The organism is Arthrobacter sp. BL-252-APC-1A (assembly GCF_009696625.1).
Lineage (GTDB): Bacteria > Actinomycetota > Actinomycetes > Actinomycetales > Micrococcaceae > Arthrobacter_B.
Map to the genome: position 1 here is coordinate 58,363 of NZ_VULS01000003.1, position 20,805 is coordinate 79,167.

General features: G+C 64.8%; 16 protein-coding genes, 1 tRNA gene and 1 pseudogene. 3 read left to right on the forward strand and 15 right to left on the reverse strand.

Annotated features, from left to right (window positions below; all coding sequences use genetic code 11):
- Position 1 precedes the first annotated feature (1 nt).
- The 3 genes from FYJ28_RS05495 (at position 2) to FYJ28_RS05505 (ending at position 2,795) form a co-directional block, all read left to right on the forward strand.
- Positions 2-982: a branched-chain amino acid ABC transporter permease gene (locus tag FYJ28_RS05495; protein ID WP_154578574.1), complete on the forward strand. Its 981-nt coding sequence runs from the start codon at positions 2-4 to the stop codon at positions 980-982.
- A 125-nt stretch (positions 983-1,107) separates the two neighbouring features.
- Complete coding sequence (locus FYJ28_RS05500) at positions 1,108-2,052, forward strand: ABC transporter ATP-binding protein (protein WP_055241947.1); 945 nt, start codon at positions 1,108-1,110, stop codon at positions 2,050-2,052.
- A complete protein-coding gene (locus tag FYJ28_RS05505) occupies positions 2,049-2,795 on the forward strand; it encodes an ABC transporter ATP-binding protein (protein WP_055240227.1) in 747 nt (248 codons plus the stop codon). The genes FYJ28_RS05500 and FYJ28_RS05505 overlap by 4 nt, the downstream gene beginning before the upstream one ends.
- A 389-nt stretch (positions 2,796-3,184) precedes the next feature.
- Here FYJ28_RS05505 and FYJ28_RS05510 read toward each other — a convergent pair whose 3' ends face one another.
- The 15 genes and pseudogenes from FYJ28_RS05510 to FYJ28_RS05580 form a co-directional block, all read right to left on the reverse strand.
- Positions 3,185-4,582 carry an ABC transporter substrate-binding protein gene (locus FYJ28_RS05510; RefSeq protein WP_055240226.1) on the reverse strand — a complete coding sequence of 466 codons (1,398 nt, stop codon included), beginning with the start codon at positions 4,580-4,582 and terminating at the stop codon, positions 3,185-3,187.
- 190 nt (positions 4,583-4,772) lie between these two features.
- A tRNA-Leu gene (locus FYJ28_RS05515) sits at positions 4,773-4,845 on the reverse strand.
- A gap of 182 nt (positions 4,846-5,027) precedes the next feature.
- The gene (locus tag FYJ28_RS05520; protein ID WP_154578575.1) at positions 5,028-6,410 is read right to left on the reverse strand and encodes an NAD(P)/FAD-dependent oxidoreductase; all 1,383 of its coding nucleotides are present in this window, start codon (positions 6,408-6,410) and stop codon (positions 5,028-5,030) included.
- A 124-nt stretch (positions 6,411-6,534) separates the two neighbouring features.
- On the reverse strand, positions 6,535-7,980 hold the full coding sequence (locus tag FYJ28_RS05525; protein WP_442778571.1) for a S8 family serine peptidase: 1,446 nt from the start codon (positions 7,978-7,980) through the stop codon (positions 6,535-6,537).
- On the reverse strand, positions 7,977-9,635 hold the full coding sequence (locus FYJ28_RS17680) for a DUF501 domain-containing protein (RefSeq protein WP_154578576.1): 1,659 nt from the start codon (positions 9,633-9,635) through the stop codon (positions 7,977-7,979). The genes FYJ28_RS05525 and FYJ28_RS17680 overlap by 4 nt, the downstream gene beginning before the upstream one ends.
- 84 nt (positions 9,636-9,719) lie before the next feature.
- On the reverse strand, positions 9,720-10,580 hold the full coding sequence (locus FYJ28_RS05535) for an FtsB family cell division protein (protein WP_154578577.1): 861 nt from the start codon (positions 10,578-10,580) through the stop codon (positions 9,720-9,722).
- 115 nt (positions 10,581-10,695) lie between these two features.
- The gene (gene eno, locus FYJ28_RS05540) at positions 10,696-11,976 is read right to left on the reverse strand and encodes a phosphopyruvate hydratase (protein ID WP_154578578.1); all 1,281 of its coding nucleotides are present in this window, start codon (positions 11,974-11,976) and stop codon (positions 10,696-10,698) included.
- A gap of 116 nt (positions 11,977-12,092) precedes the next feature.
- Positions 12,093-12,785: a MazG nucleotide pyrophosphohydrolase domain-containing protein gene (locus FYJ28_RS05545; RefSeq protein ID WP_326831536.1), complete on the reverse strand. Its 693-nt coding sequence runs from the start codon at positions 12,783-12,785 to the stop codon at positions 12,093-12,095.
- Positions 12,778-13,929 (reverse strand): adenosine deaminase, encoded by a 1,152-nt coding sequence (locus FYJ28_RS05550; protein ID WP_326831537.1) that lies wholly within the window; start codon positions 13,927-13,929, stop codon positions 12,778-12,780. Before FYJ28_RS05550 ends, FYJ28_RS05545 begins: the two co-directional genes overlap by 8 nt.
- Before the next feature lie 33 nt (positions 13,930-13,962).
- Positions 13,963-14,607 carry a DedA family protein gene (locus FYJ28_RS05555; RefSeq protein ID WP_154578804.1) on the reverse strand — a complete coding sequence of 215 codons (645 nt, stop codon included), beginning with the start codon at positions 14,605-14,607 and terminating at the stop codon, positions 13,963-13,965.
- A 240-nt stretch (positions 14,608-14,847) separates the two neighbouring features.
- A complete protein-coding gene (locus FYJ28_RS05560) occupies positions 14,848-16,131 on the reverse strand; it encodes a thymidine phosphorylase (RefSeq protein ID WP_154578579.1) in 1,284 nt (427 codons plus the stop codon).
- Positions 16,128-16,562: pseudogene (locus FYJ28_RS05565) on the reverse strand (cytidine deaminase); the annotation flags it as partial. The pseudogene FYJ28_RS05565 and the gene FYJ28_RS05560, both read right to left, overlap by 4 nt.
- Before the next feature lie 22 nt (positions 16,563-16,584).
- Positions 16,585-17,874, reverse strand: coding sequence for an ABC transporter permease (locus FYJ28_RS05570; RefSeq protein ID WP_055240216.1), 1,290 nt, complete (start codon positions 17,872-17,874; stop codon positions 16,585-16,587).
- A complete protein-coding gene (locus FYJ28_RS05575; protein WP_442778572.1) occupies positions 17,871-19,238 on the reverse strand; it encodes an ABC transporter permease in 1,368 nt (455 codons plus the stop codon). Before FYJ28_RS05575 ends, FYJ28_RS05570 begins: the two co-directional genes overlap by 4 nt.
- The gene (locus FYJ28_RS05580; protein WP_055240214.1) at positions 19,235-20,779 is read right to left on the reverse strand and encodes an ABC transporter ATP-binding protein; all 1,545 of its coding nucleotides are present in this window, start codon (positions 20,777-20,779) and stop codon (positions 19,235-19,237) included. The genes FYJ28_RS05575 and FYJ28_RS05580 overlap by 4 nt, the downstream gene beginning before the upstream one ends.
- Between the last annotated feature and the right edge of the window lie 26 nt (positions 20,780-20,805).

Genomic DNA, 20,805 nt, shown 5'->3' on the forward strand with positions numbered 1-20,805 from the left:
CATGGACTTTGGAAACATCCTGCTGGGTGCAGTCAACGAATTCTTCACACCCACCACCGCGGCCTATGCCCTGGCAGCCCTCGGGCTCGCCGTGCACTTCGGCTACACCGGCCTGTTGAACTTCGGCCAGGCCGGCTTCATGGCGATTGGCGCCTACGGCTTCGCCATTCCCACCCTGAGCTTCAACGCCCCCCTCCCCGTTGCCCTGCTGATCGCGATGCTTGCATCCGTCGCGTTTGCGGTGCTCCTGGGCCTGCCAACCCTGCGCCTGCGGGCGGACTACCTGGCAATCGTGACCATCGCCGCCGCGGAAATCATCCGCTACGTGGTGACCACCAACGGCCTGACGGAAGTCACCGGGTCGGCCAACGGCCTGGCGGCTTTCGAGGGCGGCTTCTACTCGCTCAACCCGTTCGCGCCCGGGCAGTACAACCTGGGCCCGTTCAGCCTTAACGAACGGGATCTCTGGATCCGCGTCGTTGCCTGGAGCGTCGTCGCGCTGGCCTGCCTGGTGATCTGGCTGCTGGTCCGCAGCCCCTGGGGCCGCGTGGTCAAGGGCATCCGCGAGGATGAAAACGCCGTCCGCTCGCTGGGCAAGAACGTGTACGCCTACAAGATGCAGGCACTGATCATCGGTGGCATGCTCGGTTCGCTGGCAGGCATCATCTTCACGCTTCCCCGCGGTGCGGTGCAGCCGGCGAACTACGGCACTGAGCTGACGTTCTTCCTGTACACGGCGCTGCTGCTCGGCGGAATGTCCACGGTGCTCGGTCCGGTGATCGGCGCCATGATCTTCTGGGCTGTGCTCTCCCTGACCCAGGGCCTGCTCTACGGGGCAATCGAGTCCGGGGCCATCACCTTCCTGAACACTACCCAGGCCGGGCAGCTGCGTTACATCCTTGTAGGTGTAGCCCTCATGCTGCTGATGATTTTCCGGCCGCAGGGCGTGCTGGGCAATAAGAAGGAGCTGTCATTCGCATGAGCCATCAAGCAGAAAGCCCGCAGCCGCCGCGCCGTCCCGGTGCCCACGCGGCTGAACCGGCACCGGAAACAGCTGTTGAGAGCGTTCCTTCCAGCCACGAAGAGAGCTGGGCCGCGAACAAGTACATGACCGACGACCGGCCGATTGCAGCAGATACGGCTGCTCCCGGCTGCAGGAAACGGGATCCAATCCTGATCGCCTCCAATGTGACGCGCACCTACGGCGGAATCAACGCCGTCGACGTCGAGCATGTGGAGATCCCGCGCAACAAGATCACGGCGCTCATCGGCCCGAACGGTGCCGGCAAGACCACGCTGTTCAATCTCCTCACGGGCTTCGATACTCCGCAGTCCGGAGAATGGAGGTTCGAAGACCGTGACCTGGCAGGCGTTTCTGCCTACAAGGTGGCTCGTCTGGGCATGGTCCGGACGTTCCAGCTCACCAAGGTAATGGGCAAGCTGACGGTACTGGAGAACATGCGGCTGGGTGCCAATGAGCAGCCGGGTGAAGCGCTGCGGCGGGCACTGTTCCGTCCGCTGTGGAAGAAGCGTGAAAACGAAATTACTGAACAGGCCGATGCCCTTCTGGCCAAGTTCAAGCTGGATACCAAGCGCAGTGACTACGCGGCGTCGCTTTCCGGCGGCCAGCGCAAGCTCCTGGAAATGGCCCGGGCACTGATGGTCAATCCAAAGCTGGTCATGCTCGACGAACCGATGGCCGGTGTCAACCCCGCGCTGACCCAGTCCCTGCTGGACCACATCAAGAACCTGAAGGCCGAGGGCATGACCGTCCTGTTCGTGGAACACGACATGCATATGGTGCGGCACATCGCCGACTGGGTGATCGTGATGGCCGAGGGCAAGGTTGTGGCTGAAGGTCCCCCGGGCGAGGTGATGAAGGACCAGGCGGTGATCGATGCGTACCTTGGTGCCCATCACGACGTCGATCTCGGCGACTCCGAGGGCTTCGAGAAGCTCGAGGCGGTTCTGGAGAAGGATCCGGAATCAGATATTCAGGGCGGCGAGAGCCTTGCCCCCGTGATCATCGAAGAACGTAAGGACACGGCATGACCGCTGAGAATTTTGAGGGCGACTCGGTCGTCAAGGTCACCGATCTGGTGGCCGGCTACATCCCCGGCGTGAACATCCTCAACGGCTGTTCGATTGAGGCCCGCCGGGGCGAACTGATCGGCATCATCGGTCCCAACGGCGCGGGCAAGTCAACGCTGCTCAAGGCCATGTTCGGGCTGGTCAAGGTCCATTCCGGCACCGTCATGGTGCGCGGCCAGGACCTTACCGGCCTGAAGGCCAACAAGCTGGTGACCCGTGGCGTGGGATTCGTTCCGCAGAACAACAACGTGTTCTCCACGCTCACCATTGAAGAGAACCTGCAGATGGGGCTCTACCAGCAGCCAAAGCACTTCAAGGAACGCTTCGAGTTCGTGGCGGACCTCTTTCCGGAGCTCAAGAAGCGCCGCAGCCAGCGCGCAGGTTCCCTCTCCGGCGGTGAGCGCCAGATGGTGGCGATGGGCCGGGCCCTGATGATGGAGCCGGCTGTGCTGCTGCTGGATGAACCTTCGGCAGGCCTCTCCCCCGTGAAGCAGGACGAGACCTTCCTGCGCGTCCATGAGATCAACCGGGCGGGTGTCTCGGTGATCATGGTGGAGCAGAACGCCCGCCGCTGCCTGCAGATCTGCGACCGCGCCTACGTCCTGGACCAGGGCAAGGACGCGTACACCGGGACCGGGCGTGAGCTGATGAAGGATCCCAAGGTCATCCAGCTGTACCTGGGCACACTCGCCGATACGGCGTAACTGTCCCGGGGCTTCCCCGCGCTGGCCGAACAGGTGCCGTCCGGATTCCGATCCGGACGGCACTGGCTTTTAAGCGGCGGGCGGCAGTTTCTAAGCGCCGAACGACGGCGCCGCCTGTCACCCGCCGGCGCCGTTTAGCGGTGTGTTCGAAAGGGCCCGTGCGGGGACGTCCCCCGGCCGCGGCACGCACCCGTACAGCGCCCCGCACCCGTAAGGCGCCCCGCGCACGCGGGAACGATAATCCATGTGCTCGGGGCTCAGCGATGCAGCAGGGACTCGTCAGTCGGGCCCGGGTTCTGCAGCCGCAGGCAGTCCGATGCCCTGGCAACACCAAAGGGCCCCTGCCATGGCGGGGGCCCTTCGAGTGGTGCGGTGGTGATGAACAGCGGTTAGAGCTTGCCCACCTCGGAGCGGCTCGGAACCGGCTTGTTGTCGGCGTCGAACTGGTAGATACCGATGAAGGCTTCGGTCGGGTCACCGTTTTCATCAAAGGTGATCGGTCCGGAGTAGCCGTCGTAGTCGATGTCTCCGCCTTCACGCAGGATGGTCACGCAGCCTGCGTAGTCGAAGCACTTCTCGCCGTCGCTGGAGACTCCCTGCAGTTCCGCGGCCATTGCTGCGCCGTCGGTGCTGCCGGCTGCCTCAGCGGCCAGGGCCAGCAAGGTCACTGCGTCGTAGCTTTCACCGGCGTAGGCCCAGTCCTTCAGGGCCGGGTCGATTTCCAGCAGCGCGTTCTTGAAGTTCTCCGAAGCGAACGGACCGGGGATTGTTCCCTGGGCGCCTTCGAGTGTTCCGGCTTCAAGATCGCCGCTGTAGTCGGAGGTGTTGCCGTCAACGAAGAAGATCTGCGACGGGTCAACGCCCTTGCCGGTCAGCAGCGGTGCGATGCTCTTGGCCTGGTCGAAGCTGATCACCACAATGGCATCCGGGTTGGCGCTGGTAACGGCGTCGACCTGGCTGCTGAACTGGGAATCGCCTTCGTTGAACATCGGCTCAGCAACAACCTGGCCGCCCGCGGCCTCTACGGAGCTCTTGATGTTCTGCTGCAGGCCGGTGCCGTAGGCGTCGTTAAGGACGATCATGCCGACGGTCTGGGCACCGCACTCCATGATGTAGTTGCCCAGGGTGCGGCCCTGGAGTACATCGGAGGGAGCAGTACGCCAGTAGAGTCCGTTGTCGTCCCAGTCAGTGAAGTCCGGGGACGTGTTGGCCGGGGAGAACTGAATCACGCCGGCGCCGGTGATCTGGTTGATGACCGTCTTGGAGACACCCGAGGAAGCGGCACCGATGACGGCGCTGACGTCCTGTCCGAGCAGGTCCGTCACGGACTGCGTGGCGATGTCGGTGGTGGTGTCTCCGGAGTCCCGGTGGACAATCTCAATGGGCTGTCCCAGGACGCCGCCGGCGTCGTTGACTTCCTGCGCGGCCAGATCCACGCCGGCAATTTCCGGCGGGCCGAGGAAGGCAAGTGCGCCGGTGGTCGGCAGCAGGGTGCCGAGCTTGAGCGGGGCGTCCGTGGTTCCGGTGGAGGCCGGAACCGCTGAGGCGTCGCCCTTCTCTCCGGGGTCCTCGCCTGTGCCGCCTTGGCTGGGCGGGCAGGCCAGGACCGAACTGTTAGCTGCGGGCGAAGAAGAATCCTCGGACGGTGAGGAGTCGGTTCCGGAGTCGCCGCCGCTGGCGCAGGCTGAAGCGAAGAGGGCTATGCCCACGCCCAGTGCTGCCATCTTTGCTGCGCGGCCGTACCCGTCCCCGAGGCCAAGCGGCCCGGTCTTGCGAAGTGCAGTCATGTAGTTTTTCTCCCCGATCGAAAGGCGGGTGCCTTTGATGCTGTTATCAGGTGTTCCTGATTAGAAGAAAAGCTAGTTGAATAATGTGTCGAAGATAAGAGGTTCCGGTTACAGCCTTGTAACACTCGTCACACCTCTGTGACCAGTGTTGCAGGATGCGCAGAAGCATGCTTTCGAACCGCTCACTTTGTACCCCAGGTGGGACTCGAACCCACAACACACAGATTTTAAGTCCGCTGCCTCTGCCATTGGGCTACTGGGGCCCGCGCACACCAACGACGGCGGCAAGCCGGGTTCGAAGCGCATAGACAAGCCTACTTGAGCCGCCGGGGCGGCAGGAAACACGGTTAACTGCCAACTAACTGCCAACTAACCGCCAACTAACCGCCAACGGCGGCCCCCGGAAGGATTCCGGTGGCCGCCGTTGTATGGCAGGTCGCTGTATTTACTTGCCGGCAGGCTTCTTGGCCGGCGTTGCAGCCTCCACGAATGCCTGGCGCGGGTTCTTCAGGTGCAGCAGCTGCGTGAAGTCGCGGCCGAACCAGAAGTTGGCAGCCCAGCCGGAGACCACGCGGAACTTGCGCTCGAACATCGGCATGGCCATGCCGTGGTAGCCGCGGTGGGCCAGCCAGGCCGGAAGGCCCTTCATGCCGAAGCCCATGATGTTCGCAACACCCTTGTACTGGCCCATACCGGCAACTGCACCGAGGTTCTTGTGGCGGTACTCCTCCACCTGGCCGATGCCGTAGCGATCAGCGAGCAGGTTCTTGGCGAGGCGCTTGGCCTGGCGGACAGCGTGCTGTGCGTTCGGAACGCAGAACCCGCCGACGCCGCCGCCGGTGAGGTCGGGAACAGCAGACACGTCGCCGGCAGCCCAGGCACCTTCGAGGGGGCCGTCGTCGCCGGTGATCCGCAGTTCGGCGTTGGCGCGGACACGGCCGCGGTCGTCGATCGGGAAGTCGGTGGCACGGACCATGGGGTTGGCCTGCACACCGGCAGTCCAGATGAGCGTGTCAGCTTCGAATTCGCCGGCCGGGGACTTGTCAGCCATGTTGATCAGCTTCAGCAGGCCGCCTTCGGCGCTGGCCAGCGAGGTGTTCAGCAGGACTTCAATGCCGCGCTCACGCATGGAGGAGACAACCCACTCGGCCTGGTCCGGCTTAACCTCGGGCATAACGCGGCCCATGGCTTCGATCATGACGAAGCGCAGGTCTTCCCGCTTCAGGCGGTTGTTCTCGCGCACGGCGCCGCGGGCCATGTCTTCGATTTCGGTGATGGTCTCGATGCCGGCGAAGCCGCCGCCGACGACGACGAAGGTCAGTGCGCGGGCACGTGCAGCCTGGTCGGTCATCAGGGAAGCTGTCTCGATGCGCTCGAGTACCTTGTTCCGCATTTCAACGGCTTCTTCAATGGTCTTCATGCCGATGCCGACCTCTGCGAGGCCCGGGATCGGGAAGGTGCGGGTAACCGAACCGGCGGACACGACGACGTCGCGGTAGCTCAGTTCGAAGGGGGCGCCGCCGTCTGCGGGCTCCACCGTTGCGGTGTGCGTAGCGTGGTTGATGCCCACTACCTTGCCGGAGATCAGCTCGGTGTCCTTCAGGTGCATCCGGTGTGAAACAACGGCGTTGCGCGCGTTGATGGTTCCGGCTGCGACCTCGGGGAGGAAGGGCTGGTAGGTCATGTACGGCAGCGGATCCACCACCGTAACGATCCCGCCGTTGGCCTTAACCTGCTTTTGGAGGTTCTTGGCTACGTACAGACCGACGTAGCCACCGCCAACCACCAGAACGCGGGGACGATCAGAGAATTGTGTTTGCGATGCCATAGGCAACATCGTACCTGACTTGTGAAAGTCTTCACTAAGTCACGCAATCTAAATGTCTTTGATTTCACGGCCAAGGTTGACGCAGCCCGCGGCGGGGCGCCGGCACGTCACATATCGTCCCCGCCTAGGGCTGCGGAGCCCGCTCGAGTTCCTCGTCAGCGGCGGTTTCCGGACCCGCGGTTTCAGCATCTTCGGTTTGGGTGGAACGCCTGACACGGCGTACGGCAAATGCCCCGCCCGCGCCCACAAGCAGAATCAGTCCCCCGAACCCAAACACCAGCATCGCCGGAAGCGGATCGTCCCCGGTGCGGGGATCGGCAGCTTCGGGCACCTGCGGTTCCGGGATATCCGGAAGGGACTGTCCCGGTGCAGGAGCGATGGTTTCGCTGGCCGGAGTTTCTCCGCGGCGGTGGATGCGGATCCATTCTTCGATGGTGCCAAGCGGGTTGCCCGCGACCGCCGGGACATCGGCGTTCAGCGCAGCGTTGGCATCCAGGATTCCGTAGCCGTACAGGGTGTCCCGCCCGGGGGCCCCGCTGTCCCTGGCCGTGGTGATGATCCGGTTAATGACCTGCGCAGCAGTGAGTTCCGGATAGGCAGACCGGATCAGTGCCGCGACGCCGGATACCAGCGGTGCAGCGCCGGAGGTGCCGGACCATCTGGCATAGCGTGAGGCGTCGCCCTCGGGCAGTCCGCCCAGGAGCTCTTCCGCGGGAGCCGCAACTCCAATGCTGATGCCTTCCGAGGATGAGTCCCAGCTGGCGCGGCCGTCACGGTCCAGCCCGGCGACAGTCAGGACTCCGGGAATCGTGGCGGGTGCGCCGACCTGCGTCATCCCAACGCCGCGGTTCCCGGCTGCAGCCACAACCACGACGTCGTTCTGTTCCGCGTACAGGAAGGCTTCGTCCCAGCTCTCGGGCCAGGAAGTCGAAGATGAGCCGAGGGACATGTTGATGACCTTGGCGCCGCTGTCCACAGCCCACCGCACGGCGTTGGGCAGCTGCTCGTCAATCGGGATGCCGCCGGGGTTCGCCTCGCCGATCCAGGCGGATACGGCCAGCAGTTCGGCTTTGGGCGCTACGCCAATGATGCCGTCCGGCCCGTTTCCGGGGCCGTCGTACTTCTTGGCGTCCTTGTCTTTGTCATCATCCTTGGCGTCTTCGTCCTTGGAGTCTTTGTCTTTGCTTTCTGCGGTGTGGCCCCGGCCGGCCAGCAGCGTGGCGACCAGGGTTCCGTGTGAAGGGTTGACGCCGATTCCCCGGGTACCCGCAGGGTCCCCGGCACCGGAGACGTCGGTGCCTCCGGTTACTGCGCCTGCCAGGTCCGGATGGGAGGAGTCGATGCCGGTGTCGATAACCGCCACCTTGACACCTTCGCCCTGGGACTTCTTCCAGGCTTCGGTAATGCCGTAGTCGCCGAGCCAGTATTCCCGCTCCCGCCATTCGTCGGCATGGGCTGCCGCCGGTGCGGATAGCTGGAAGAGCATCACGGCAGTGAGTGAGAAGGCACCGCTGACGGCGGCACGTTTGAACGCGGCGCCCTTCCGGCGCCGCTTTGCTTCCGGGCTCACCGCAGCGTGCTCAGGGCTATGCCGTCAAGGATGTCGTGCTCCGAGGTGATGGCGGTTTCCACGCGCCCGTCGGTCAGCTCCGTCATCCGGTCCACGATCGTCTGCCAGATCAGGGCACCTGCACCGATCACGTCCACGCGTCCGGGATGCATGTACGGCAGTGCTGCGCGCTCGCTCCGGCTCATGTGGATCAGGGACGACGACGCGTGGTCCACTGCTTCAACGCTCAGTTCGGTGCCGTGGATGGCTTCGGAGGAGTACTCCGGCAGTTTCAGTGCGTGTGCCGTAACTGTGGTGATGGTTCCGGCAACGCCTACGAGCCGGTCGGCGGTGGCCAGCGGGACAGTCTGGAGAACCTGGGCAATCATGTCCAGGATGTCCCCGCGGGCCATGGCAATCTCTGCATCGGTGGGGGGATCGGAAACCAGGTGGCGCTCGGTGAACCGGACACAGCCCATGTCCGTGCTCCTGGCGGCCAGGACCTCGGAGTTGATGCCCAGGACGAACTCAGTCGAGCCGCCGCCCAGATCCACCACGAGGGTGCGCGCACCCTTTTCACCGGCCAGGACGCTGGAGGCTCCTGCGAAGGAAAGCCCTGCTTCTTCGTCCCCGGAGATGACTTCCGGTTCCACGCCAAGCCGGGCACGGATGCCCTTGGTGAAGTCTTTGCGGTTCTCGGCATCACGGGTTGCGGATGTCGCCACGAAGCGGACCTTCTGTGCCCCGTGTTCCTTGATCAGCGCAGCGTATTCGTCAGTGGCTTCGAATGTCCGTTCCAATGCGGCGTCGGACAGGCGCCCGGTGGCGTCCACGCCCTCCCCCAGACGGACAATGCGCATCAGCCGTACGACGTCGGTGAGGCGGGTTACGCCGTTCTCCGTCCGTGCATCGGCGATCAGGAGGCGGATTGAATTGGTGCCGCAGTCCACGGCAGCCACCCGGACAGTGTCGCCTGCAGTGCCTTCGGTCTGTTCTTCCATGGTGCCCTCCTGCTCGCGCGCCTGCTGTTCCTCAGCCTGCAGCGCCGCACGCCGGGCAGCCCTTTTCCGGTCCAGTTCCTCTGCCGAGAGGCCCTGGGTCTTGGTGTGGCGGCTCAGGTCACGGTCGGGTGCAGGACTGTCTGTGTCCCATGCGCCCTCACAATAGCAGCGGTCACGGGTCCACCACTCGGCAATCGCGTCAAGTGCCTCGTCCCCCAGGGGGTTGACCCCGGGGCCGGCCGCGAGGGAATGTCCCACCAGGACGTGAAGGCATTTAACGCGGGTGGGCATGCCCCCGGCGGAAACGCCGTCGATCTCGGGGACGGGGCCCGTCCCCGTGCGCTCACCAATTTCGTTGCGTACCTGAAGGTAGGCTTCGTGCGCCTGCCGGTAGCGGTCGGCCAGTTCGGGATCCTGCTCGAGGCGGGTGGTCATCTCTGCCATGAGCCCGGCGGCTTCGAGCCGGGAGACGGCAGCAGTGATGACCGGATGCGTCAGGTAATACGTGGTCGGGAACGGAATTCCGTTTCCGAGCCGCGGCGCGGTAGTGGCGACCAGCGGGTTGCCGCAGACGCAGCGGGCGCCGATTTCGACGACGTCGCGGACCGGCCGTCCGAGCTGGCGGCTCAGGGTCTCCAGGTCTTCCTGGGTCGGGGTGAGCTGCTCTGGGGTCATGCCGGAGGGTCCTTCCTGGGGGCCCGTAACGGACCCGAACTGATGATGTCTCAATGCACCAGCCTACTGTGCCCCGGAGCAGGGTTAATGTGCTGTGGCGGACCGCACTACTGAATCCCAGAGCGCGTCAACCCATTCAAGGTCGGCGGGAACGTCGGCCGCCGCCTCTTCCTCGACGTCGTTTACGCCGTTTTCACCCTTCACCAGGTAGCGGGTTTCGCCGGGCATCACCAGAAAGATGCGCTCCCGGGCCTGGGCCTTGATGTAAGCGGGGTCTTCCCAGCGGTCCAGCGTCTGTTCAAGTTCCTGGCCTGTCTTTCGCTCTTCGGCGATCTCCGCTTCCAGTGCAGCAATCTCGGAGCGCTGCTGCAGGAACGTCCGGACGGAAGGCGCAAGCAGCACAGTGATCACCACCATCACGATGCCAAGGGCCAGCAGCCGTCCGGAGAATGACTTGGCGGGGACAGGCTTGAGCGCCGGTTCGGTGCGGGGTTTGTCTTCGGCACCGGCCTCTGTCTGGGGAACATCCCTGCGGATTTCTGCCGCGAGCTCCTGCCGGGCCGCCGCCCGGGCAGCCGACGGATCTGCCGGCTTCGCAGGCTTTGCCGGTTTGGTTTTGGCCGGCCTGGCGCTTTTGCCGCCGCCGGCAGGCTTCGGCTGGGAGGGCTTGCGCCCTGCACTGCCGATACCGGCCGTGCCGGATCCGCCCGTGTCAGACGCAGTCCTGGCAGATCCGGTCCTGCCGGATTCCGGCTTACCGGATTCCGGCTTGCCGGATTCTGGCTTCCCGGCTCCTGCGGTGCGCGGCCGGGCGACCCTGGCCTGCTGTTCTTCCGCGCCCGGGTGGCCGGATGCCGGTCGGGTGTGCGGGGCGCTGGAAGCACGCCGTTGTGTCCCGCCGGGCAGGCCTGAGGGTTTGGGGACCTTCGGGCGACGGGTGGACATGCTGCTCCTCATCTGGCTGGTTCATTCGGCGCCGGCGGCCATGCTTACGCCCTGCGGCGGAAACAGCACCGGTGGGCACCCTCTTAGTCGAGGGTACCCACCGGCGGCGGAGTTGCTAGGCCGTGAAACGCGGGAAAGCGCTGCGGCCTGCGTAGCGTGCGGCGTCGTCGAGCTCTTCTTCGATGCGCAGCAGCTGGTTGTACTTCGCGACGCGCTCGGAGCGGGCCGGGGCACCGGTCTTGATCTGGCCCGCGTTGGTGGCAACGCAGATGTCGGCGATGGTGGTGTCCTCGGTTTCACCGGAACGGTGCGAGGTGATGGTGGTGTAGCCGGCACGCTGGGCCATGGTGATGGCGTCCAGCGTTTCGGACAGGGTGCCGATCTGGTTGACCTTCACCAGCAGGGAGTTGGCGGCGTTCTGCTTGATGCCGGTCTCCAGGCGGGCCGGGTTGGTGACGAACAGGTCATCGCCAACCAGCTGGACCTTGTCACCGAGGCGGGCGGTGAGTGCGCTCCAGCCATCCCAGTCGTTCTCGTCCAGCGGATCCTCGATGGAAACCAGCGGGTAGTCGCGCACCAGTTCCTCGTAGTATGCGGACATTTCCTCGGCGCTGCGGTTCTGGCCTTCGAAGACGTACGCGCCGTCCTTGAAGAACTCGGAGGAAGCAACGTCCAGGGCCAGGGCAATGTCGCAGCCGGGCTCGTAGCCCGCACGCTGGATCGCTTCCAGGATCAGGTCAAGGGCTGCGCGGTTGGAGGGCAGGTTCGGGGCGAAACCGCCCTCGTCGCCGAGGCCGGTGGACAGACCCTGTTCCTTCAGCACGGACTTGAGGTTGTGGTAGACCTCGACGCCCCAGCGCAGGCCTTCCGAGTAGGTTTCGGCGCCCAGGGGAACGATCATGAATTCCTGGATGTCGACGTCGGAGTCTGCGTGCGAGCCGCCGTTGAGGATGTTCATCAGCGGGACCGGCAGGATGTGTGCGTTCGGGCCGCCGAGGTAACGGTAGAGCGGCAGGGCAGCGGATTCCGCGGCTGCGCGGGCGACTGCGAGGGAGACGCCCAGGATGGCGTTGGCGCCCAGCCCGGACTTATTCTCGGTGCCGTCCAGATCGATCATGGCCTGGTCGATGGCACGCTGGTCAGCGGCGTCGAAGCCGAGCAGGGCGGGCTGGATCTGGTCGATCACTGCTTCGACGGCCTGGAGCACGCCCTTGCCCTGGTAGCGGTCCTTCTCCCCGTCACGGCGTTCGTTGGCCTCAAAGGCGCCGGTGGAAGCACCGGAGGGTACAGCGGCCCGGCCGAAGGTGTCGTCGTCGAGCAGTACCTCGACCTCTACGGTCGGATTTCCGCGGGAATCGAGGATCTCGCGGGCGTGAATGGCATCAATGATGGCCATGGAATGCTCCTGTTCATTGGAACTTGGGTTGGTAACTACAGCCAGGCCTATGACGGGGACCACGCTGTCTGCTCCAAGCCTAGTGGAATCCGGCTTCGGAGTAAGGACTTAGGGCGTCAAACGGCAGTACCGGGGCCTTGTGCCGTAAAACGGCGCACCGCTCCGCGCAGGGCTGCTTCCGCATCGATGCCCCGTTCAGCGGCCTGGCGCACGGCTTCGAAGAGCAGGTCCCCCAGCTCATCCCCGCCGTCGAATGCCGGCAGGGTTTCCGGCTTTGCCGGGACCGGCAGGCCTGCCCGGCGGGCCCGCTCCTGCGTCTTGGCGGCAAGTGCCAGCGCCGGAAGGGAAGCGGGAATGCCTTCGAACGGGTTGCTGCGCCGGGGGTCTTCGGTCTTCTTGGCAGCATCCCACGCCCGCTCGATCTCCGCTGTGTCCTGGGTGGTGTCCTTGGTCAGCGATCCGTCCGGGCGGAAAACGTGCGGGTTGCGCCGGATCATTTTCGCGGTGAGGCCGGAAACGACGTCGTTGATCGAGAAATTGCCGGTCTCTTCCTGGAGCCGGGCGTGCAGCAGAACCTGAAAGAGCAGGTCCCCCAGTTCGCCGCTGAGCTCACGGGAGTCTTCGGCACCGGTATGGCCCGCTTCGACCGCCTCGATCACCTCGTAGCTTTCCTCCAGCAGGTATTCGAGGAGGGATTCGTGGGTGAGGGCACGTGTCCAGGGGCAGCGTTCACGCAGCTGCGCAACAACCTGGGCCAGACGGACAAAAGCCGGGCCCAGGTCGCTGCTGCCGGGCTGGGGATCAGCCACGTGCGTTGCTGAACCCTTCGGTGATGTACTCGGCCAGCACCGCACGCTCTTCCAGCGGCAGGAACGCTGCGTTCGCGGCGTTGAGCGTCAGTTCCAGCAGGTCGTCCAGGTCGTAGCCGAAGGTCTCCACCAGCAGCTCCAGCTCATCAGTGAGGCTGACGCCGCTCATCAGCCGGTTGTCGGTGTTCACGGTCACCACAAAGCCGGTCTGGAACAGCAGGTCAATCGGGTGGGACTCGATGTCGCCGCCGAAGGACTCCACTGCTCCGGTCTGCAGGTTCGAGGACGGGCAGATTTCAAGGGCGATGCCCCGGTCGCGGACCCAGGCGGCAACGTCGCCCAGGGTGACCATGCCTACGGAAGTGTCTTCGCCGGCGTCGGGCGCTTCTTCATCTTCGAAGTCAACCTCAATGTCCTCGGCAATCCGCACGCCGTGGCCCAGGCGCAGCGCGCGGCCGTGGACCAGGGCATCGGTGATGCTCTCAACGCCGGCAGCTTCGCCGGCGTGGACGGTGACGGGGAACATCTGCTCGGCAAGGTAGGTGAAGGCGTCCTTGAAACGCGAGGGCGGGAATCCGTCTTCGGCCCCGGCAATGTCGAAGCCCACGGCTCCGCGGTCCCGGTGCCGGACGGCCAGTTCGGCGATTTCCATACCGCGGTCGCCGTGGCGCATGGCGGTGATCAGCTGGCCGACCTGGATCAGGCGGCCGTTGGCTTCGGCGTCAGCAACGCCTGCCTCCAGTCCTGCCTGCACGGCCTCAACGGCTTCGTCCAGGCTGAGGCCGCCGGCAAGGTGCTGTTCCGGCGCCCAGCGGATTTCTGCGTAGACCACTCCGTCTTCAACGAGGTCCTCAACGAACTCGCGGGCAACCCGGCTCAGGCCTTCGCGCGTCTGCATGACTGCGATGGTGTGGTCGAAGGTTTCAAGGTAACGCACGAGCGAACCGGAGTTTGCTGACTCACGGAACCACTCCCCCAGCGCTACGGGATCGGTGGAAGGCAGCGTATGACCCACGGCTTCGGCAAGTTCCACGATGGTGGACGGGCGAAGGCCGCCGTCAAGGTGGTCGTGCAGCGAAACCTTGGGCAGGACGCGGACGTCGAAGCTGGAAAGGGCAGCGGGAATCGTTATCGGCTCAGTCACATGCCAACTCTACGTGAGGCCTAGCCGGAGCGCTTAAGGCTCGGAGTCGACCCGTTCCTCCAGCGGCAGGCGGGTGCGGATGGGGGTTGGTCCGCGCAGTTTTGCGATGATCCGGTCGATGATCAGGCCCAGGACCAGTGCAACAGCGATAGCCACTACAACGGCGAGCAGGTGGTTTTCCTTGAACCAGGCGCCGGCCAGGGCCCCGATGGCCACCGAGTAGGCAGCCCACAGCAGGGCCGACATGCCCGTCAGCGCGACAAACATCCGCCGCGGGAACCTAGTGGCCCCGGCGGTCAGGTTGACTACCACCCTGCCTACCGGAATGAACCGTGCAATCAGGATCAGGGACACGGCACGCTTCTCGAGTTCACGCCCGGCCCAGACGAATCCGCGCTGCATCCGTGGTCCGCGCATCCACCGGTACCGGTCAGTGCGCAGGGTCCGGCCCAGGGCGTAGGCGATGTTGTCCCCGATGAAGGCACCCGCCGCAGCTGAGACGGCGATGAGCCAGACGTTGGGGCCGCCGTCCAGGAACACCAGTGCCGAAAGGCCAACTACCAGCGATTCACTCGGGATCGGGGGAAAGAAGCCGTCCAGCAGGCAACAGGCGAAGAGGACCAGGTAAACCCAGGGGGCGCCTGAGTAGGTAAGGACGAAGTCGTTGATGGTGTCCATTACGGCGTTTAGCACGTCCAATGGGCGGCACTCCTTGGGTCGGTATCTGTATCTACAACGATGCCACTTCCGCATCAGTGCCCGTCACCGGGCAAGTCCCCCAAAACACCCTGAGTGAGCCCTCCGGCGACCCTGAGTCCCAGGCCCTTCCCCGGCGTCCTCCCCCATCGAGATAGCAGAAACTGCCCGTATGAAGGCTCATACGGGCAGTTTCTGTCATCTCGGTGAAGATATGGGCGGCTAGCTGATCCGGTCGATGATCAGCGGCTGGATTGCCGTGGCTTCCGGGGAAACCACGGCAGCGCCTTCCAGCGCCTCCTTGGCGCGGTCGAACTTCTCCGGGGTATCGGTCAGCAGCGTCATCAGCGGCTGGCCGGCCTTGACCGTGTCTCCCGGTTTGGCGTGCAGGCGTACGCCCGCACCGGCCTGCACTGCGTCTTCCTTGCGCGCCCGTCCGGCGCCGAGCCGCCAGGCAGCGACGCCAACGGAAAGGGCGTCCAGCTCAGTGAGCACTCCGTCGGCGGAGGCCACGATGGTCTCCGATTCCTTCGCCACGGGCAGCTCGGCGTCGGGATCTCCGCCCTGGGCGGAAATCATCCGGCGCCAGACATCCATCGCGCGGCCGTCCTTCAGCGCTGCCGCGGGATCGGCGTCGGGCTGGCCCGCCGCGGCGAGCATCTCCTTGGCCAGGGCCACGGTCAGTTCAACGACGTCGGACGGGCCGCCGCCGGCGAGTACCTCGACGGATTCCTGAACTTCAATGGCGTTGCCGGCAGTGAGGCCCAGCGGAGTGGACATGTTCGTGAGGAACGCCACAGTGTTCACGCCTGCGTCTTTACCAAGTGTGACCATGGTCCGGGCCAGCTCGCGGGCGTCGTCCACGTTCTTCATGAACGCACCGGAGCCCACCTTCACGTCCAGGACCAGCGAGCCGGTTCCCTCCGCAATCTTCTTGCTCATGATGGAGGAGGCGATCAGCGGGATGGCTTCCACGGTGGCGGTCACGTCGCGCAGGGCGTAGAGCTTCTTGTCCGCCGGGGCCAGGCCGGCGCCGGCAGCGCAGATAACTGCTCCGACGTCGGCGAGCTGCGCCATCATCTCATCGTTGCTGAGCGCAGCGCGCCAGCCGGGAATGGCCTCGAGCTTGTCCAGGGTGCCGCCGGTGTGGCCCAGGCCGCGTCCGGAGAGCTGCGGCACGGCGACGCCGAAAACGGCAACCAGCGGAGCCAGCGGCAGGGTGATCTTGTCCCCCACGCCGCCGGTGGAGTGCTTGTCCGACGTCGGCTTGCCCAGGGAGGAAAAGTCCATCCGCTCGCCGGAGGCGATCATCGCTGCGGTCCAGCGGGAGATTTCCTCCCGGTTCATGCCGTTGAGCAGGATCGCCATGTTCAGGGCCGCCATCTGCTCGTCGGCAATCACGCCGCGGGTATAGGCGTCGATCGTCCAGTCGATCTGCTCCGGGCTCAGTGTGCCGCGGTCCCGCTTCACGCGGATGATGTCAACGGTGTCAAAACGCTCGCTCATTTGCCTGCCTGTCCTTCCAGGTGCTGCGGTCCGAAAGCATCGGGCAGCACTTCGTCCATGGTCCGGATTCCGCTGACGGTCAGCAGCTGCATGCCCGGTGCCCGGAATTCGTAGAGCAGCTGGCGGCAGCGCCCGCACGGCATGAGGATTTCGCCCTCACCGTCCACGCAGGTGAAGGCGACCAGGTGTCCGCCGCCGGTCATGTTCAGCTGGCTGATCATGGAGCACTCGGCGCACAGGGTCAGTCCGTAGCTGGCGTTCTCGATGTTGCAGCCGGAGACAATCCGGCCGTCATCGGTCAGTGCGGCTGCTCCCACGGGGTACCGGGAGTAGGGAACGTAAGCGTGGGCCATGGCAGCCCGGGCCGCGTCCTGCAAAGCGTCCCAGTCGATTTCGTGCGCAGGGGTAACTGCGTTCATCTTCTGTCCTTTTTTGTCCTGGTCGGGAAGGGGATCAGCTCTTGATGTATGGAATGCCGCTGGCTGCCGGCCCGCGGGACTTACCTACTACACCGGCGACGGCGAAGATGGTCACCACGTAGGGCAGCATGGCCAGGAACTGGTTCGGCACCGGGGTGCCGAGCAGGCTGAGCACGGACTGCAGGTTGGACGCGAAGCCGAACAGCAGTGCTGCGAACAGCGCACCAATCGGGTTCCAGCGGCCCAGGATGAGCGCTGCGAGGGCAATGTAGCCCTGGCCGGATGTCATGTCCCGGTTGAAGGAGGACACTGCGACCAGGGTGAAGAACGCGCCGCCGACGCCGGCAACGGCACCGGCGAGCAGGACGTTCCAGAACCGCATGCGGTTCACATTGATGCCCACGGTGTCCGCGGCCTTCGGGTGCTCGCCCACGGCACGGGTACGCAGGCCCCACTTGGTGTGGAAGAGCCCGAAGTAGATCGCGGCTACGGCGATGTACATCAGGTAGCCGATCACCGACTGGTCAAACAGGATCGGGCCCAGGATCGGAATGTCAGAGAGCAGCGGGATAGCGATCTTGTCCAGGCGCGGGGGCGAGTTCCACTTCGCCGAGTCCGCGCTAAGCACGGTGGAGAAGAGGAATCCGGTCAGGCCGGAGACCAGCACGTTCAGCACGACGCCGACGATCACCTGGTTCACGATGTACTTGATGCTGAACACGGCAAGCACGAGAGAGACCAGTACACCGGCGATGGCCGCTGCGAACAGGCCCACGAAGGCGTTGCCGGACAGGGAACCCGCCACGGCTGCGGCGAAGGCGCCGAAGAGCAGCTGCCCTTCGATGGCAATGTTGACGACGCCGGAGCGTTCACACAGCACGCCCGAGAGCGAGCCGAAGATCAGCGGGAACGCCAGCGTGAACGATCCTGCCAGCAGGCCGTACAGAGCCACGCTGGGGCTGCGGGCGCTGCCCACCGCCCAGGTCAGGAAAGCGGCAATGAAGAACACCGCGAAGATGGCGATCAGCCATCCCGGCACATGCTGGTAGCGGTTGACCAGGATGAAGGCGTAGGCGGCGGAGGCCAGCAGCACAACGCTGGCGATCCAGCCCAGGACGGGCGCTGACACCACGATGTTGGGCAGCTGGATGGCTGCGTCGGCGTCCGTCAGGCGGAACGTCACCTCGCTGGACGGCGAGCCCAGTCCGAACATGATGAAGCCAAGGATTGCCAGGACACCCAGGATCACCGGAGTTTTCCAGCTGCGGATGGCTTTCACATCTGCCGGCTGGCCCTTGGAGGCGAGAGTTGTTGCGGTGCTCATGCTGCTCCTTGCGCTGCATCGGCTTTTTTGGTGGTGCGCTTGCCGGAGGTCTTGAACGCTCCGGGCGGCGGAATCCGGAACAGGGACCGGACCAGCGGAGGTGCGGCGATGAACAGGACGATCAGCGACTGGACAACCAGCACAATGTCGATGTTGGTTCCGGTGCTGGTCTGCATGGTGACGCCGCCTGCGCGGAACGCACCGAAGAGCAGACCGGCTGCGAAGGTTCCCCAGGGTGAGGAGCGGCCCAGCAGCGCCACGGTGATGGCGTCAAAGCCGAAGCTGGCAGCGACACCGGAGGTGAGTACCTTTTCGGTACCCGATACCTGCGCCACGCCGGCCAGGCCGGCCAGTGCACCGGCGATGAGCATCACGATGACGTAGCCCTTGGTGGTGTTGATGCCGGCGTTGCGGGCAGCCGCGGGGTTGGCGCCGACTGCGCGGAGCTCAAAGCCAACTGTGGACCGGTTCAGCAGCCACCAGATGAACACCGTGGCGGCAATCGCCATGATGAATCCCCAGTGCAGGCGGAACCCGGAGCCGAACAGCGGCGGGAACATGGCAGTTTCATCCAGCTGCGGGCTGATTGGGTTGGTGGAACCCGGGCGCTGGAATCCGGGCGTGGTGAGCAGGAATAGCACCAGCTGGATCGCGATGTAGTTCAGCATGATCGTGACGATCACTTCATGCGCGCCGGTCCGTGCCTTCAGCAGGCCGGCAATGCCGCCCCAGAGCGCACCGCCGACAGCACCGGCAATAATCACGATCAGCAGGTGCAGGCCCACGGGCAGGTGCCAGCTGAAGCCGACCCAGGCTGCCAGTGTGGCGCCGATCAGGATCTGGCCCTGCGCACCGATGTTGAACAGGCCGGCGCGGAAAGCGAGGGCGACGCCGAGGCCGGCACAGATCAGCGGGGTCGCCACTGTCAGGGTCTGGGTCAGCGGGTAGATCATCCGGGAGAAGGTGTCGGCCTCGAAGTTGAAGACCGAGCCCTGGAAGAGGGCCACGTAGGCACCCGATGCCGCGGACCAGGCAGCGCCCAGCATGTCCCCGGGCTTGTTGAAGAAGTAGCCCGCGGCGTCCGCAACCTCTTCGTCTGTCAGGGCAATGAGCAGCCCGCCGACAACCAGGGCCATCAGCACGGACAGCACTGAAACCAGCGCGTTGCCGGTGACGATGCGGCGCAGCACGGACTCGTTGCCGGTCTCCGGGTGGAGTTCGGATTCCGGCACGGGTACGGCCGGCGGCGGAAGTGCCCCGCCTGCGGTTTCGGCAGCGGACAGCAGCCGCGTTTCGTCAGCGGCCCCCTCCTCTTTCCGGTGGGCTGGATCGCCCTGCTGCCTGTTTGCTTCCTCCGGGCTCACTGCGCCCCTCCCTCGTTCTCGCTCTGGTGCGAAAGTGCATCTTCAGCGCTCATGCCGGCCATCATCAGGCCCAGCACATCGCGCGAGGTGTTGCCCGGGACAATGCCCATGACCCTGCCGCTGTACAGCACGGCTATCCGGTCTGCCAGTTCCAGGACCTCGTCCAGTTCCGTGGACACGATCATCACCGGGGTTCCGCCGTCGCGTTCTGCAACGATCCGCCTGTGCAGGAACTCAATGGAGCCGACGTCGACGCCGCGGGTGGGCTGCGAGGCAATGAACAGGGACAGGGGCCGGGAGAGTTCCCGGGCCATAACGACCTTCTGCTGGTTGCCGCCGGACAGGGTGCCGGCTGCGGCTTCGGCCGACTGCGTGCGGATGTCGAACTCGTCAATCTTCTCCGCGGCGTTGGCTGCAACCACGGCCGGACGCATGGACAGGCCCTTGGCGAACGGCGTCTTGTTGTAGCGGTTCAGGACCAGGTTCTCCGCGACGGTGAACGTACCCACGAGCCCGTCCACACTGCGGTCTTCGGGCACAAAGCCCACACCTGCGTCGATGATCTGGGCCACGCGCTTCCCGATCAGTTCTTCGCCGTCGAGCTTGATCGATCCCGTGACGTGTTCCTGCAGGCCCATGATGGCCTCAGTCAGTTCAGTCTGGCCGTTGCCCTGGACACCGGCGACGGCGAGGATCTCGCCCTTGGCGATTTCGAAGCTGATGTGGTCCACAACGGCCTGGCCGGTGTCGGAGAGCACCACCAGGTCGCGGACCTGGAAGGTGGCCTCGCCGAGCTTGGCCGGTTCCTTCTGCAGGTTCAGGCTGACCGAACGGCCCACCATCATGGAAGCAAGCTCAGTGGTCGAAGCGCTCGGCGGTGCATCTCCCACCACCTTGCCGCGGCGGATCACGGTAATGACGTCGGAGACGGCCTTGACCTCGCGCAGCTTGTGGGAGATGAAGACGACGGATTTGCCGTCGTCACACAGCTGGCGCATGATCGCCAGCAGCTCATCGGTCTCCCTTGGAGTCAGCACGGCAGTGGGCTCATCCAGGATCAGGACTTCAGCGTCCCGGATCAGGGCCTTGATGATTTCCACCCGCTGCTGCACGCCAACCGGAAGATCTTCCACGACGGCGTCGGGATCGACGTCGAACCCGTACTGTTCGGAGATCTGCCGGATGCGTGCCCGTGTCGTCTCAAGGTTCAGGGATCCGCCGGCGCGGGTCGTTTCGTTGCCCAGCGCCACGTTCTCCGCAACGGTGAACACGGGAACCAGCATGAAGTGCTGGTGCACCATGCCGATTCCTGCTGCCATGGCATCACCGGGACCTGAGAAGACAACGGGTTTGCCGTTGATCAGGATTTGGCCCTCTGTGGGTTCGTAGAGGCCGTACAGGACGTTCATCAGCGTTGACTTGCCCGCCCCGTTCTCCCCGAGAAGGCTGTGCACCTGTCCCGGTTCGATCACCAGGTCTATGTGGTCGTTGGCTACCAGAGTGCCGAAGCGCTTAGTGATGCCTTTGAGTTCGAGTTTCACAACCCCAACCAATCTGTTTGTGTCTG

Excerpts from the sequence above, each read along its gene's own strand:
- FYJ28_RS05495 (WP_154578574.1), top strand. The coding sequence starts at position 2 with ATGGACTTTGGAAACATCCTGCTGGGTGCAGTCAACGAATTCTTCACA.
- FYJ28_RS05500 (WP_055241947.1), top strand. The coding sequence starts at position 1,108 with ATGACCGACGACCGGCCGATTGCAGCAGATACGGCTGCTCCCGGCTGC.
- FYJ28_RS05505 (WP_055240227.1), top strand. The coding sequence starts at position 2,049 with ATGACCGCTGAGAATTTTGAGGGCGACTCGGTCGTCAAGGTCACCGAT.
- FYJ28_RS05510 (WP_055240226.1), bottom strand. The coding sequence starts at position 4,582 with ATGACTGCACTTCGCAAGACCGGGCCGCTTGGCCTCGGGGACGGGTAC.
- FYJ28_RS05520 (WP_154578575.1), bottom strand. The coding sequence starts at position 6,410 with ATGGCATCGCAAACACAATTCTCTGATCGTCCCCGCGTTCTGGTGGTT.
- FYJ28_RS17680 (WP_154578576.1), bottom strand. The coding sequence starts at position 9,635 with ATGACCCCAGAGCAGCTCACCCCGACCCAGGAAGACCTGGAGACCCTG.
- FYJ28_RS05535 (WP_154578577.1), bottom strand. The coding sequence starts at position 10,580 with ATGTCCACCCGTCGCCCGAAGGTCCCCAAACCCTCAGGCCTGCCCGGC.
- eno (WP_154578578.1), bottom strand. The coding sequence starts at position 11,976 with ATGGCCATCATTGATGCCATTCACGCCCGCGAGATCCTCGATTCCCGC.
- FYJ28_RS05555 (WP_154578804.1), bottom strand. The coding sequence starts at position 14,607 with ATGGACACCATCAACGACTTCGTCCTTACCTACTCAGGCGCCCCCTGG.
- FYJ28_RS05560 (WP_154578579.1), bottom strand. The coding sequence starts at position 16,131 with ATGAGCGAGCGTTTTGACACCGTTGACATCATCCGCGTGAAGCGGGAC.
- FYJ28_RS05570 (WP_055240216.1), bottom strand. The coding sequence starts at position 17,874 with ATGAGCACCGCAACAACTCTCGCCTCCAAGGGCCAGCCGGCAGATGTG.